The sequence below is a fragment of the Jannaschia pohangensis genome (genome assembly GCF_900113875.1).
Taxonomy (GTDB): Bacteria; Pseudomonadota; Alphaproteobacteria; order Rhodobacterales; family Rhodobacteraceae; genus Jannaschia; species Jannaschia pohangensis.
The window spans coordinates 845,146-858,449 of record NZ_FORA01000001.1 but is presented as its reverse complement, the minus strand read 5'-3'; the positions used below and the strand labels follow the sequence as shown (position 1 = coordinate 858,449).

Annotated in this window: 16 protein-coding genes; 5 read left to right on the top strand and 11 right to left on the bottom strand. The window is 66.1% G+C overall.

The features are described from left to right. Position 1: 1 nt before the first annotated feature. Both BM002_RS04245 and BM002_RS04240 read right to left on the bottom strand, forming a co-directional pair. Positions 2-949, bottom strand: a complete 948-nt coding sequence (locus BM002_RS04245; RefSeq protein ID WP_092777599.1) for a DUF4123 domain-containing protein — start codon at positions 947-949, stop codon at positions 2-4. A 92-nt stretch (positions 950-1,041) separates the two neighbouring features. After that, positions 1,042-1,443 (bottom strand): MerR family transcriptional regulator, encoded by a 402-nt coding sequence (locus BM002_RS04240; protein ID WP_092777597.1) that lies wholly within the window; start codon positions 1,441-1,443, stop codon positions 1,042-1,044. Between the two features lie 74 nt (positions 1,444-1,517). On the opposite strand from BM002_RS04240, the gene BM002_RS04235 reads away from it, so the two are divergent. Continuing rightward, entirely contained in the window at positions 1,518-2,129 is a 612-nt protein-coding gene (locus BM002_RS04235; RefSeq protein WP_092777595.1) for a cation efflux transmembrane domain-containing protein, read from the top strand. Here BM002_RS04235 and BM002_RS04230 read toward each other — a convergent pair. The 7 genes from BM002_RS04230 to BM002_RS04200 all read right to left on the bottom strand — a co-directional run bounded on the left by BM002_RS04230 (position 2,126) and on the right by BM002_RS04200 (position 7,085). Further along, the gene (locus BM002_RS04230; protein WP_092777593.1) at positions 2,126-2,887 is read right to left on the bottom strand and encodes a hypothetical protein; all 762 of its coding nucleotides are present in this window, start codon (positions 2,885-2,887) and stop codon (positions 2,126-2,128) included. The two genes, BM002_RS04235 and BM002_RS04230, sit on opposite strands and share 4 nt — an antisense overlap. Before the next feature lie 126 nt (positions 2,888-3,013). Beyond that, positions 3,014-3,412: a hypothetical protein gene (locus tag BM002_RS04225; protein ID WP_092777591.1), complete on the bottom strand. Its 399-nt coding sequence runs from the start codon at positions 3,410-3,412 to the stop codon at positions 3,014-3,016. Continuing rightward, the gene (locus BM002_RS04220; RefSeq protein WP_092777589.1) at positions 3,409-3,969 is read right to left on the bottom strand and encodes an EF-hand domain-containing protein; all 561 of its coding nucleotides are present in this window, start codon (positions 3,967-3,969) and stop codon (positions 3,409-3,411) included. The genes BM002_RS04225 and BM002_RS04220 overlap by 4 nt, the downstream gene beginning before the upstream one ends. Then, positions 3,966-4,583, bottom strand: a complete 618-nt coding sequence (locus BM002_RS04215; RefSeq protein ID WP_092777587.1) for an EF-hand domain-containing protein — start codon at positions 4,581-4,583, stop codon at positions 3,966-3,968. The genes BM002_RS04220 and BM002_RS04215 overlap by 4 nt, the downstream gene beginning before the upstream one ends. Beyond that, positions 4,580-5,338, bottom strand: coding sequence for an EF-hand domain-containing protein (locus BM002_RS04210; protein WP_092777585.1), 759 nt, complete (start codon positions 5,336-5,338; stop codon positions 4,580-4,582). Before BM002_RS04210 ends, BM002_RS04215 begins: the two co-directional genes overlap by 4 nt. Next, positions 5,335-5,886 (bottom strand): EF-hand domain-containing protein, encoded by a 552-nt coding sequence (locus tag BM002_RS04205; RefSeq protein ID WP_139212239.1) that lies wholly within the window; start codon positions 5,884-5,886, stop codon positions 5,335-5,337. Before BM002_RS04205 ends, BM002_RS04210 begins: the two co-directional genes overlap by 4 nt. Further along, entirely contained in the window at positions 5,883-7,085 is a 1,203-nt protein-coding gene (locus tag BM002_RS04200; protein WP_092777581.1) for a pyridoxal phosphate-dependent aminotransferase, read from the bottom strand. The genes BM002_RS04205 and BM002_RS04200 overlap by 4 nt, the downstream gene beginning before the upstream one ends. Before the next feature lie 75 nt (positions 7,086-7,160). Here BM002_RS04200 and BM002_RS04195 point away from each other — a divergent pair, with 75 nt between their 5' ends. The 4 genes from BM002_RS04195 (at position 7,161) to tig (ending at position 9,967) form a co-directional block, all read left to right on the top strand. Then, positions 7,161-7,556 carry a helix-turn-helix domain-containing protein gene (locus BM002_RS04195; RefSeq protein WP_092777579.1) on the top strand — a complete coding sequence of 132 codons (396 nt, stop codon included), beginning with the start codon at positions 7,161-7,163 and terminating at the stop codon, positions 7,554-7,556. Beyond that, positions 7,553-7,828, top strand: a complete 276-nt coding sequence (locus BM002_RS04190; RefSeq protein ID WP_092777577.1) for a succinate dehydrogenase assembly factor 2 — start codon at positions 7,553-7,555, stop codon at positions 7,826-7,828. Before BM002_RS04195 ends, BM002_RS04190 begins: the two co-directional genes overlap by 4 nt. 64 nt (positions 7,829-7,892) lie before the next feature. Further along, entirely contained in the window at positions 7,893-8,390 is a 498-nt protein-coding gene (locus BM002_RS04185) for a MarR family winged helix-turn-helix transcriptional regulator (RefSeq protein WP_092777575.1), read from the top strand. Positions 8,391-8,638: 248 nt separating this feature from the next. Further along, complete coding sequence (tig, locus tag BM002_RS04180) at positions 8,639-9,967, top strand: trigger factor (RefSeq protein ID WP_092777573.1); 1,329 nt, start codon at positions 8,639-8,641, stop codon at positions 9,965-9,967. 84 nt (positions 9,968-10,051) lie between these two features. Here tig and BM002_RS04175 read toward each other — a convergent pair whose 3' ends face one another. Together BM002_RS04175 and BM002_RS04170 are read right to left on the bottom strand one after the other, a co-directional pair. Beyond that, entirely contained in the window at positions 10,052-11,224 is a 1,173-nt protein-coding gene (locus BM002_RS04175; protein ID WP_092777571.1) for a PQQ-dependent sugar dehydrogenase, read from the bottom strand. Positions 11,225-11,340: 116 nt separating this feature from the next. Next, complete coding sequence (locus BM002_RS04170) at positions 11,341-13,302, bottom strand: bifunctional 2',3'-cyclic-nucleotide 2'-phosphodiesterase/3'-nucleotidase (protein WP_092777569.1); 1,962 nt, start codon at positions 13,300-13,302, stop codon at positions 11,341-11,343. Positions 13,303-13,304: the final 2 nt, after the last annotated feature.

The window sequence follows — 13,304 nt, the reverse complement described above, 5'->3', positions numbered from 1 at the left end:
GTCAGATCTCCGGGGAAGTGCCTGCCCGCGCGCGCAGCAGAAGCTGCCGGGCGGCGGCGAGGTTGTCGTCGGGGAGCGGGCCGCGGTCCAACAGGTCCCCCAGGGTGCGCCCCGTCGCGCGGGTCAGCAGGGCGGCGCGGACCACATCCCAGATCGCCGCCTCGCTCTGGTAGCCGGCGGCGCGGGCCTCGTCACAAAGGGCGGTGGCAACCGGGGCCGGGGTGTCGCCGAGCGGTGGTGGTTCGAGGCGGAGCGCGGACAGGACCCGCATCTGAAAGGCGCGCCAGCAGGCGTCACGGAACAGCGGGCGGTACCTGTCGATGACGCCTCCGGGGGGTGCGCGGTCGGGGAGCGCGGCCTCGCAAGTGAGCGTCGTCAACCGGTCGCCGTCGGGGAAGACAACGGCTTCGATGACCGACCCATAGCGCCAGGCGACCTCGTCCGGTTCCGTGGCGAAGGCCCCCCAGAAGGCGCGTGCGGTCGCCACCTCCCAGAAGCGCAGGAAATACCATTGGCCCGCGGCATCGCGCAGGCGGGTCATCTTGCGCAAGTGGCTTCGCAAGGCTTCGGCCGTGACATCGGCGCGGGCCCGCAGGATCAGACCCGGCCATGCTCCCCAAAGCTGCCAGGGGACGTTTGCGTCCGGGGCACCGGCAAAAAGCGACCGGGTCAGGCGTGAGGCGGACGACAAGCGGATAAGCCACGGTGCCAGATGGGCCATGTCGCGCGCGGCATTGCCCTGCCACAGGCAGGCGGCATCTTCGGCATGGGCGTCGATCAGTTCGGGCAGAAGGGGAAAGGCTGCGGCATCGAGAACGGCGAAACACTGCCCGGTGTCGATCTGCAGGAAGGTCAGGAGGGGGTCGGGCAAGGCTTCGGTTTCGGACGCCAGCGGCTCGACCGGCACGGATCGGTCTTCACGTAGCAGATGCGTCGTCACGTCTGACATGCGGTCTTGCTCAGGGGTTTACCAAGTTTTGTTAGCCCGGTGACCGACATCAGACAAGTGGATCTGGCGCCGGTGACCCGCGCCCGCACGCGTTAGTGATCCGCGGCGCAGGCGTCGTGGTCGCCAAGCGCCTCCAGCACCCGGCAGGGGCCGGTGCCGCCGCCCCCGGCGCAGCTTCCGACGATGCGGGCCAGTTCCGACTCGAGCCGGGCCAGCCGCGCCATCCGGTCGCGCACATCGCGCAACTGGCGTTCGGCGATGGCATGGGCGTCGCCGTGGCCTTCGATGTCCAGAAGGGCGCGAATGTCCTCCAGCCCGAACCCAAGAGCGCGGGCATGGCGGATGAACCCCAGACGATCCAGTGCGGCCCGGTCATAGCGGCGCTGGCCCCCCGCCGTCCGCTCGGCTTCGGGCAGAAGGCCGATGCCCTCGTAATAGCGGACGGTCGGCACCTTGGTGCCGGTGCGGGCGGCGATCTGACCGATGGTGAACATCCGGGAACTCCCTCTTGAAGCTCTAGTCACTAGAGGGATTATATCCCTGGTCGACAAGAAGGAAAGGACATCCGATGTCGGCAAGTTGCGGCCATTCGCATGATTTCGACGGCACCTCGCGGGCCTATCGCCGCCGCCTCTGGGCGGTGATCGCCATCAATGCGGCCATGTTCGCGGTAGAGGTGATCGCCGGTCAGGTGGCGCAGTCGCAGGCCCTGATGGCCGACGCTGCGGACTTCTTTGCCGATGCGGTGACCTATGCGATTTCGCTGGCCGTTATCGGGAGCAGTCTGCGCGTCCGGGCCAGTGCGGCGCTTTTCAAGGGGGTCAGCCTGACGGCCATGGGGCTGTGGGTCGCGGGGTCGACGCTTTGGCAGGTGTGGCAGGACGCGGTGCCCGAAGCCGCCGTCATGGGCGGGATCGGGGCGCTGGCGCTGGCGGCGAACGTGGCGTCGGTTCTGTTGCTGGTGGCGTTCAAGGATGGCGACGCCAATGTCCGCTCGGTCTGGCTCTGCTCGCGCAATGATGCCGTCGGCAATGTCGCCGTCATGGTCGCGGCACTGAGCGTATGGGGCACCGCAAGCGCCTGGCCGGACCTGATCGTCGCGGGCCTGATGGCGACGCTGTTCCTGTCGTCGTCGTGGTCCATCCTGCGTCAGGCATGGGCCGAACGGGCGCGGGCCTAGCAGGTGCGCTGCGAAACGAGGATGGTGCCCAGAACCAGACCGTCGGGGCGGGTGAAGCGATAGACGATTTCGCCGCCCTCGGCGATCTCGGGGCGGAAGCTGCGGTCGCTGCAAAGCTCGCGTCGGCTTTCGTCGATGATGAATTGAGTGAAAGGCGGGAAGCTCTCGGAGTCGTAGAGATAGGTGAGTGTGAGCCGTTCGCCCTCGGCCGTCACGGCGGTCAGGGATTCACCCGCCGAAATCTGCATCGGCAAATCGGGTTGGGCCAGCGCGGCTTCCTCTGCGAACCGGTCGGCCAGCGTTTTGGGCGGGGCGGCAGGGGTGCCCGCGGCGACATCCTGAAGACTGCGCGGCCAGGATTGGTCGGCCACGGCGTCGAGGATCACCCCTTCCACACCTCGTCCGATCAGCAAAACGGCCAGCCCGGCGACCATCTGCCCGCCATTTTCTCCGCCGCTCGTTTTGGGGTCTTCCGGCGGCAAACGATCTTCGCGGCCCTTGAACAGAAGGACAAGATTGGCGACCGGGATCAAACCGACCGAGGCGAGGCCGGTGCTGCCCATCATGTGGTTGGAGCGCGCGGCCGAAGCCCAGTAGAGCAGGTAACCGCCGCCGCCGGCGATCAAAAGCTGAACCGCAACGACCAGCCACAGCGTGCCCGACGCCGCAGCAACGGGCATGGCGAACCAGAGCATCGTGCTGAGCAAGGGGACAAGGCCGACAGAGGCAAGCGCCACGAAATACGTCGCGCGCGACAATTACGCGGTGATAGTGCGGGTCAGGTGACAGACGAGCGCCCCCGCCAAAAGGGCGAGAACGATCGCGAGCAGGGCCGTAACCTGGTCCAGCAGCAGGTATTTGGCCGCGAAGGCGTTCATGTCTCCCTACCCCAGCAACCTGTCGGCCCGCTTCTTGACCAGCACCGTGCGCAGGTCGTGCATCGCCATCAGCAGCTTGTCGGTCACGAGGTCGAGTTGTTCGTCGGTCGCCTTCGATTGCACCCAATGGGCGGTCAGGTTCAGGTGGTCGATGGCGCGCAGGATGTCGTCGGTATCGCGGGCGGCCAGCGTGGCCTGGCGCGCGGCGATCCATTCGGCGATCGCGGCCTCGTCCTCGGCGGTCAGCTTCGTCTCGCCCTGGGGCTTCACCTGGCCGTTGTTGATGTTGATCGTGGCGATCTGGTCCAGTTCCAGCCGCCGCTGCCGGTTCTCGGCATCGACGCGAAAGACCAGCGCGCCGTTGTCCTTGACGCGAAAGTAGTAGGGGGGAAGGCCGCCGTTCATCCGAGTGTCCCCTTCGGGATATGGTGGACCTGTGCCACCGCCGCGATCTCTTCCGGCGTGACGATGCCGTCGCGGTTCAGGTCCCAATTTCCCAGGTCTTCTAGCAGCGCGGTGCTGCCGACTTCCAGTGCCCGAAGGCGGACACCCTCCTCGACCTCCGCCAGGGTGATCCGGCCGGTGCCGTCCATGTCGAACTCGCCGAAGAACCTCTCGAGGTTCGTCGCCGTCCAGTCGCGCAGGCCCCGCGATACCTCCAGCCGGGTTAGTGCGCCGTCGCCATTGGCATCCGTCTCCATGAGGTCCCGGACGGCCTGTGCGATCCGCGATTGCGTGGCGGCCTCGCGGTCCTTGGTCAGTGTCGTCAGGACAATGCCGTCGGGCCGCCCGATCCGCACCATAAGGTCGGTCAGATGCTCGACCACCGCTTGGGGCGTCTCGAGCGCGGCGATGGTCCGCTCCAGCTGGGTCGTCAGGACGATGTCCGCCGGGTCGATATCCTCGGCCCGGGCGGGCGCGGCACAGGCCAGCGCCGCGATGACAAGGCCGCGCCCGATCATCGGCCAGGATCCGTTTCGGGGCGGAAGCGCGCATCGCTCATGATCTGCACCTCGTCCGTATGGACCTCTCCATCACCGTTGAGGTCCCAGGTCAGGATCTGGTCCAGCAATTGGCCATTCGACAGCGCGTCGATCCGGCGGATCACGCCGGCGCGCAGTTCATCGGGCGTGATCCGCGCATCGAAATCGATGTCGTAGCTGCGCAGCAGTTCCTCGACATGATGCTCTCCGAACCCGAGGAAATGGTCGCTGATTTCCGTGGCGGTCACGGTCCCATCGCCGTCATGATCGTGGATCAGAACGTCCGCGATCATCGCCGCGCGCCGCCGGGCCAGCGACAGCTTGAGGGCGAAATCCCGGTTTTCCGCGTTTAGACCGTGGTTCGGGCCCGGAATGTTCGAAGGAATGGCGAAAAGGCTGTAGAGGTCCTGCATCGCGAAGCCGACATTGCGCCGGTCGAAGCCGCGCTCGATCAGGTCGGTGATGCTTTCGGGCAGGGGCAGGTCCAGCGCGCGGGCGCGCAGCTCTGCAGCAGTGTCCTGCGCCATCAAGGGTTGGGCGAGGGTCATGGCAAGGCCCAACCCTGCCGCGATATGTCGAAACGGTCGGGTCATCGCGGGTACGGGGGCGGCTGGATGAAACGGGCAAAGACGAGGCTCAGCGCCTCGCCGCGGCTGACCCGCCCATCGCCGTTCTGATCCCAGGCGAGCATCCGCGTCAGAAGCGCGCGGGTGGACACCGCATCGACCAGACGGCCCGCCCCGACACGCAGCTCTGCCGACGTGATCGCATCGTCATGGTCATCGTCGAAACGGGCCAACAAATCCTCGGCGTCCCGGTGCCGCTGGCTAGCCTCCAGCTCCGCCCGGGTCACGGTGCCGTCCCAGTCGGTATCCGCATCCAGTACCTCGGCCATCAGTGCCGCGCGCCGCCGCGCGACGGAGGACTTCAGATGTGCCTCGAGCGTTTCCGCTGAAAGGTCGCCGTAAGGTTGAATGCGGTTGTCGGTGTGCCGGTCGAACAGCGCGCCCATGGCGTCGGTCAGGGCAGACTGCGAATAACCCTTTCCGATCATGTCCACGATCATGCCCGGAAGGGGAATGGCCAGCCGTTTTTCGTCGAAAGTGTGGGGGTAAATGGCGAATATGGCGCGGCCCGGTGGCGGGGACGGTTGCTCCGGCGCGGCTTGGGGCATCGGTGCTTCGTCAGCCAAGGCCGGAAGCGCGGGCGCAAGCAATGCCGCCAGAAGAGCGACGGCAACCGGGTTCGACCTCAGGCGCTGTCGGCGCATCCCGGGGGCCGCATCAAGGGGCGACGCAGCTGCTGCCTTCTCCCTGGCTTCGGGGCGGGGAAGGGCGGCATCCGTCATCTCGCAGGCCAGATCGCGGGTGCGTTGGCGTCCAGCACGCGCCGGATTTCGTCACGGGTGGCGACCCTGTCGCCGTCGAGGTCCCAGGCGGCCATCTCCCGAAGCGGGTTGGCGGCACTTTCCGCCTCGCCTGCCGTGCGCGCGCCGAGGTTCACGGCGGCACGGTCCGCACGCCGGTCGCCATCCGGGTCGTAGCGCGCGAACTCCCTTTGCAGGTCCTCGGGCGTTCGGGCGGGCTCCATCGTGATGAATTCGTCCAGGGTCACGGCACCATCGTCGTCGATGTCGCTGCGCATCACCCGTTCCGTCACCTCCGACACCTCGTCCTGCGTCATCCGCTTGAGATCGCTGTCCAATCGTTCAGGGCGCAGGCCATCGAACTGATCCGCCGCATGCATCAGGTCGAAGACCCGCCATTGCGCCGCGTCGACGTCGCCCTGCGCGCGCAACCACTGCGTCAACGTGGCCGACGGCACGACATTGGGCACCTCCGCCGCGGCCGCGCCGGAGACCAGCGCGGCCAAGGCGATGGCCGCAGCCCGTCTCACTTCAGCCCCTCGCAGAACCGTTTGATCCGCACGCAGGCCTCGGTCAGGGCTTCGTCCGATGTGGCATAGGACACGCGGAAGTGGGGCGACAGGCCGAAGGCCGCGCCAAACACCACCGCGACGCCCTCCTCGTCCAGCAGAGCCGAGGCAAAGGCCTCGTCGTCGGTGATCGCCGTGCCCGCAGCCGATGTCTTGCCGATGCATCCCGCGATGGACGGATAGACATAGAACGCGCCCTCGGGCTTGGGGCAACTGATCCCCGGGCAGGCGTTCAGCCCGGCAACAACCAGATCGCGACGCCCCTTGAACAGCGCCTGATTGGGGCGGATGAACGCCTGCGTGCCGTCCAGCGCCTCGACGGCGGCCCACTGACTGATGGAGCAGGGGTTGGACGTCGACTGCGACTGGACCTTGCGCATGGCCCCGATAAGATGTTCGGGCCCGGCGGCATAGCCGATCCGCCAGCCGGTCATGGAATAGGCCTTGCTGACCCCGTTCATTGTCAACGTGCGGTCATAGAGGCCCGGCTCTACCTCGGCGGGGGTGGCGAAGACGAAGTTGTCGAACACCAGGTGTTCATACATGTCGTCGGTCAGGATCCAGACATGGGGATGGCGCATCAGCACATCGGTCAACGCCCTGAGCTCGGACGCGGAATAGGCCGCGCCGGTCGGGTTGGACGGCGAATTGAAGATGAACCACTTGGTCTTGGGCGTGATCGCCGCTTCCAGCGCCTCGGCCGTCAGCTTGAATTGCGTCTCGATCCCCGCCTCGACGATCACCGGCTCGCCCCCGGCCAGGAGGACCATGTCGGGATAGCTGACCCAATAGGGCGCGGGGATGATGACCTCGTCGCCCGGGTTCAACGTCGCCACGAAGGCATTGTAGAGCACCTGCTTGCCGCCCCCCGATACGGTCACCTGCGACGGCGTGTAGTCGAGGTGGTTGTCGCGCTTGAACTTGGCGCAGATCGCCTCCTTCAGCTCGGGGATGCCGTCGACGGCGGTGTATTTCGTCTTGCCCTCGGCGATGGCGCGGGCGCCCGCGTCCTTGATGTTCTGGGGGGTGTCGAAGTCGGGCTCCCCGGCGCCCAGGCCGATCACGTCGCGGCCCGCGGCCTTCAGCTCGCGCGCCTTGTTGGTGACCGCGATGGTCGGGGACGGCTTCACACGCGAAAGGGTGTCGGACAGGAATGCCATTGCGTTGGTCTCCGGGTTGGCAGGGCGTCGGCACCGTCCTAGGTTGCCGGTGACCTGCAATCAAGGAGCGATGCGATGACACACGAGGAGGAGACCACGGATCCGGCCGACTGGTTCGATCCCGACGCCACGACGTTCGGAGATCGCCTGACCGGAGCCCGCGAGGCCGCGGGGCTGGACGCACAGGCCCTGGCGCAGAGCCTGGGGGTCAAGCCGAAGACCATCGAGGCCTGGGAGGAGGACCGGTCGGAGCCGCGCGCGCACCATATCGTCCGGCTGGCCGGTCTGACCAATGTCACACTCGTCTGGCTGATGACGGGGCAGGGCGACGGACCTTCCGCTGAGGGGGTGTCGCTGTCCCTCGGCGAGGAACTGGTCGAAGTGGAGGCGCTGCGCCGCGACAGCATGCGGATGACCGAACGGCTGCGCCGACTTGAAGCGCGCCTGCGGATGCAGGCGGTGGACGCATGACAGACCGTGAGATCCGCATAAAACGATTGCGCATCCGGTCGTGGCGGCGCGGCATCAAGGAGATGGACCTGATCCTGGGTGGCTATGCCGATGATCGTCTGGATGCGCTCGACGATGACGAGCTGTCTTTGTTCGAGGCGGTGTTGGGCGAAAACGACCACGATCTGTTTTCCTGGGTGACCGGGCAGACCGAGGCCCCGGCCCGTTTTGCACCCCTGATCGAGGAATTGTCGCGTCGCGCGGCGGGGGCGGCAAAAACCGGGAGCGTTTAACGAAATCTAAGGCTTTTGTCGTCAAACACCTGCCAATGACATCGAGAGAGCAGGACCCGCCCGAATGAGCCGACTGGAAAAGTTCCAACCCCGGACCCACCCGGACTTCATGTCCGGATATCTGGATGCCCTAACACTGGTCGAGCGGCTGCACCGCCTGCTGCTCGACGTCATCAAGGACGAATTCGAACGCGTCGGAATCCTCGAGATCAACTCGGTCCAGGGTCTGTTGCTGTTCAATATCGGCGACCACGAGGTGACGGCCGGCGAACTCAAGAGCCGGGGGTACTACCAGGGCTCCAACGTCAGCTACAATCTCAAGAAACTGGTCGACTGCGGCTACATGCACCACCAGCGCTGCGAAATCGACCGCCGGGCCGTCCGCGTTCGCCTGACCGCCAAGGGGCGGGAGGTGCGCGACGTGGTCGAGTCGCTCTTCAAGGGCCATGCCGACGGCATCCGCCACACCGGCGTCCTGTCGGATGCGGGCCTGGTCGAGATTGTCGGCACCCTGCGCCGGGTTGAGCGGTATTGGAGCGATCAGATCCGCTACATCTACTGAGTCGACCCTCCCGGACGCGCGCGTCGCCCCGATTCCCAGGCTGAATGGGGTTCGGGGCGACCCCGTGACACTTCGGTCGCCGCCGCAAACCCGGCAGGCGACGACCGCGCGGATACGCCCCGGTGAATCCGCTTGCACCCCTCCCCATGCCCCCCTAGAGAGACCCACGAATTTCACCCGGCCCCTTGGGCTGGGCGCTTTGCTTATGCGGCTTCGGCCCCCACACGAACACAAGACGAGGATATCCCATGCAGGTGACCGAAACCCTGAACGAAGGCCTCAAGCGCGGCTACTCCATCACGGTCCCCTCCGGCGACATCGACGCCAAGGTCAACGACAAGCTGACCGAGGCGCAGCCCGAGATCGCCCTCAAGGGCTTCCGCAAGGGCAAGGTCCCGATGGCCATGCTGAAAAAGCAGTTCGGCCGTCAGGTCATGGGCGAAGTGATCCAGGAGTCGATCGACGGCGCCGTGCAGGACCACTTCCAGGCGTCCGGCGACCGCCCCGCGATGCAGCCCAAGATCGAGATGACCAATCAGGAAGGCTGGAAAGACGGCGACGACATCGTTGTCGCGCTGACCTACGAAGCCCTGCCCGAGGTGCCGGAAGTCGATTTCTCGGGCGTCAAGATCGAACGTCTGACCGTCGAAGCGGCCGAAGCCGACATCACCGAGGCTCTGGAAGGCCTGGCCAAGAACGCCAAGACCTTCGTCACCAAGAAGGGCAAGTCGGCCAAGGGCGACCAGATCGTGATCGACTTCCTGGGCAAGGTCGACGGTGAGGCCTTCGAGGGCGGCGCCGCCGAGGATTATCCGCTGGAACTGGGCTCCAACTCCTTCATCCCCGGCTTCGAGGATCAGCTGATCGGCCTCAAGGCCGGCGACGAGAAGGACGTCGAGGTCTCTTTCCCCGAGGCCTATCAGGCCGAGCATCTGGCCGGGAAAGCCGCCGTGTTCGAGTGCAAGGTCAAGGAAGTGAAGAAGCCCGCCGACGCCAAGATCGACGACGACATGGCCAAGCAGTTCGGCGCCGAGAGCCTCGATGCCCTGAAGGGTCAGATTTCCGAACGCCTGGGCGCCGAATACGCCGGTGCCGCCCGGCAGGTGGTCAAGCGTCAGCTTCTCGACCAGCTCGACGGTCTCGTGTCGTTCGACCTGCCGCCCTCTCTCGTGGAGGCAGAGGCCGGGCAGATCGCGCATCAGCTCTGGCACGAAGAGAACCCGGACGTGCAGGGCCACGACCACGCCCACGTCGAGCCAACCGAGGAGCACAAGGCCCTTGCCGCCCGCCGTGTCCGTCTGGGTCTCCTGCTGGCCGAGCTTGGTCAAAAGGAAAAGGTCGAAGTGACCGACGCTGAGATGACCCAGGCCATCATGAACCAGGCCCGTCAGTATCCGGGTCAGGAGCGCGAGTTTTTCCAGTTCATCCAGCAGAACGCAGGTGCGCAGCAGCAGCTTCGCGCGCCCCTGTTCGAAGACAAGGTCATCGACCTGATCCTCGAGCGCGCCAAGGTCACCGACAAGCCGGTCACCAAGGAAGAGCTTCAGGCCGAGGTCGAAAAGCTCGACCAGATCTGATTGATCTTTTCGTAACATCGCAAAAGGGACGCCCGGAGGCGTCCCTTTTCATTTCAAAGCCTTGCAGGTCGAAGTTCACACGAATCAACCCTCGGGCGTGACCCGAACGACTTCCCCGTCAGGATAATCCGTCAGCACCAGGAACGAACCGTCGGCCAGGATTTCCACATCCCGCACGCGGCCCAGATCCATCAGCAACCGCTCCTCCTCGACCACCATTCCGTCTTCCAGCCGCAGGCGCACCACGCCGCCGGGGTTCAGCGACCCGATGAGAAGGTCGCCGTTCCAGTCGGCGAACATCTCGCCATCATGAAACGCCATGCCCCCGGGCGCGATGACCGGATCCCAGAAATAGACCGGCTGCTCGAATCCCTCGGCCGCCGCCGCGGGTCCGATGGGCGACCCGTTGTAGTTCTGCCCGTAGGAAATCACCGGCCAGCCATAGTTTTTCCCCGCCTCGGGCCGGTTCAACTCGTCGCCGCCCTGGGGCCCATGTTCGATGGTCCAGAGATCGCCCGCCGCATCGATCGCGGCCCCCTGCGGATTGCGATGCCCAAGCGACCAGACCGGCGAGCCGTCGAAGGGGTTGCCCGCGGGCACCGACCCGTCCGGATTGACCCGCAGCACCTTGCCATAGGTCTTGTCCAGATCCTGCGCGTATTGGCGCTGGTCTTCGGTGAAATGCTCTCCCGCCGTAATGGCCAGCGTCCCGTCCGGCAAGGGCAGGATGCGGCTGCCGTAATGCGCGGCGGTCTGCGAGGGGGGCGACTGGACGAAGATGTCCTCCACCCCCTCGACCCGCGCCATGTCGTCCGACAGGGTCATGCGCGCGGCTGCCGTGGCGCTCCCATCAGAAAGCGGCTTCGCATAGGTCAGATAGATCACCCGGCTTTCCGCGAAATCGGGGGCCAGAACCACGTCGAGCATTCCGCCCTGACGTTCGGCCAGCACCTCCGGCACGCCTTCGATCGCACCATGAAGCGTCCCGTCCGCCGCCAGATGACGCAAACGCCCGGCCCGTTCCGTGACGAGCCAGCCGCCGCCCTCGGGCAGGGTCGCGATCCCCCAGGGGTTGACCAGACCGTCGGCCAGAACCTCTGTCCGCAATTCCACGTCGCTATCGATCAGCGGGGCACGGAATTGCTCGGGGAAGGCGGGCGGGAAATCGGTGTTCCGCGCGCCATAGGTGAAGCCTTGCGCACATGCCGGGACACTCAGTCCGGCGGCGCAAATAAAGGAAATGATTGTCTTTTGCATCGGAGCCTCCAGTCGTTGCTGGAGGCATGACCTAGGGCGCGGACGGCCCGTGTCACGCGTCTTCTCTGCTTCTCAAATACTCCGGGGGTGCGGGGGCTGGCCCCCGCGCCTCGGTGTCAGAGCGACAGCCGGAACTCCAGGAATCCGTCGTCGGTGAGGCCCACTTCCTCCAGCGCGACGCCCGGCACGGCCCCGGCATAGGCGGCCCCGGCAGGTCCGGTCGAGAACAGCGCCGTCGTCCCGGGCATCGCCTTGAACCGCCAATTGCCGTCCGCCGAAGGGCTGATCGTGCCCTGTTCGACGATATAGCGCACGATGACGTCGCGGTTGGTGTCTGGCGCTTCCAGGATGATGGTGGAGCCATCGGCCCCCGGGAACGACCCGCCCCCCGATGCGCGGTAGTTGTTGGTGGCGATGATGAACTCCGCCGCCATGTCGAGCGGCGCGCCCTCATGGGTCAGGTTCACGATCCGGTTCGCCTCGGGGTTCACCACCGCCCCGTCGCTGTCGAACCGGGCGGGCTGGCTCAGGTCGATCTCATAGCTGACCCCGTCCATCACGTCGAAGTTGTAGGACGGAAAATCGGGGTTCAGCAGGACCGCATCGCTCGCCCCGGCCTCGATCTGGTTGAACATGCCCGCCGACCGCTCCAGCCAATCCTTGACCTGCTGACCGGTGACGCGGACGGCCCGCACCGTGTTGGGATAGAGGTAGAGATCCGCGACATTGCGGATCGCCACATCGCCTGCGGGCACGTCGGTATAGTACTCCGGCCCGCCACGGCCACCGGCCTTAAACGGGGCGGCGGCCGAAAGGATCGGAAGGCCCTCGTGCTCCGTCCCCGCCAGAAGCTGCGCGATGTACCATTTCTGGGCGATCGACACGATCTGAACCGACGGATCATCGGCGACGAGGGCGAAATAGGAATGCAGCGGGGCATCGGTCTTGCCCACGGCACGGCGCACGTATTCCAGGGTCGCCTCGTGATCGGCGCGCGTCGCCTCCAGCACGGCGGCGACATCCTCCACTTGCGGCGACCAGCTGCGGTCTTCCTGCCGGATGGCAATGGGCCGCGCTTCGGAGGTGGAGGCGACGACGCGCCATTCCCCGCCCTCATGCTCCAGCAGCAGGTCGATAAGCCCCATGTGGCTGCCCCAGAATCCGGGCATGACGGTTGGCGTCCCGTTGACGGTGCCCGCCACGGTGTCGATGCCCGGCTTGCCCTCGTAATCGGGGCCGGGGAAGACCAGGTGGTGGTGTCCCGTCAGGACCGCATCGATCCCCGGCAGGCCCGCCAGCGGGACCGAGGCGTTCTCCATCATGTCGGAGGCCGCCGCCTCCCCCAGACCGGAATGGGACAGCGCGATGATGATATCGGCGCCCTCTTCCTTCATCTGCGGGATATAGGCCTCGGCGGTGCTCAGGATGTCGCGGGCGGTGACATTGCCCTCCAGGTGGCGGCGATCCCACTGCATGACCTGCGGAGGGGTGAAGCCGATGACGCCGATCCGGATGGGCAGCGTCTCTCCGGCGCCGTCCGTCAGCTCCCGGTCGAGGATGATATAGGGCGGCATCAGCGGCGTGTCGGCCAGCGGCGTGGCCCCCGCTTCCTTGACGATATTGGCCAGCACGACTGGGAAGTCGGCCCCCGCCATCGCCTTCTCGAAGAAATCGAGGCCGTAGTTGAATTCGTGGTTTCCCACCGTCGCGGCGTCATATCCCACGGTGTTCATCGCGGCGATGATCGGGTGGATGTCGCCCTCTTTCAGGCCGCGTTCGTAGGCCATGAAATCGCCGAGCGGGTTGCCCTGGAGGAAGTCGCCATTGTCGATGACCAGCGAATTGCCCGCCTCGGCCCGGACCTGTTCGATCAGGGCGGCGGTGCGCGACAGGCCGACGGTGTCGACGGGCCGGTCGCCGTAGTAGTCATAGGGCCAGACGTGGACGTGCAGGTCCGTCGTCTCGGCGATGCGCAGATGAGCCTGCCCGGCAGCGGCGCGGGCGGCGAAGGGATGGACCATCACAAGGCCCGCGGCCCCGGCAGTCGTGGTCAGGAAATGGCGGCGGCTCATTCGCATGG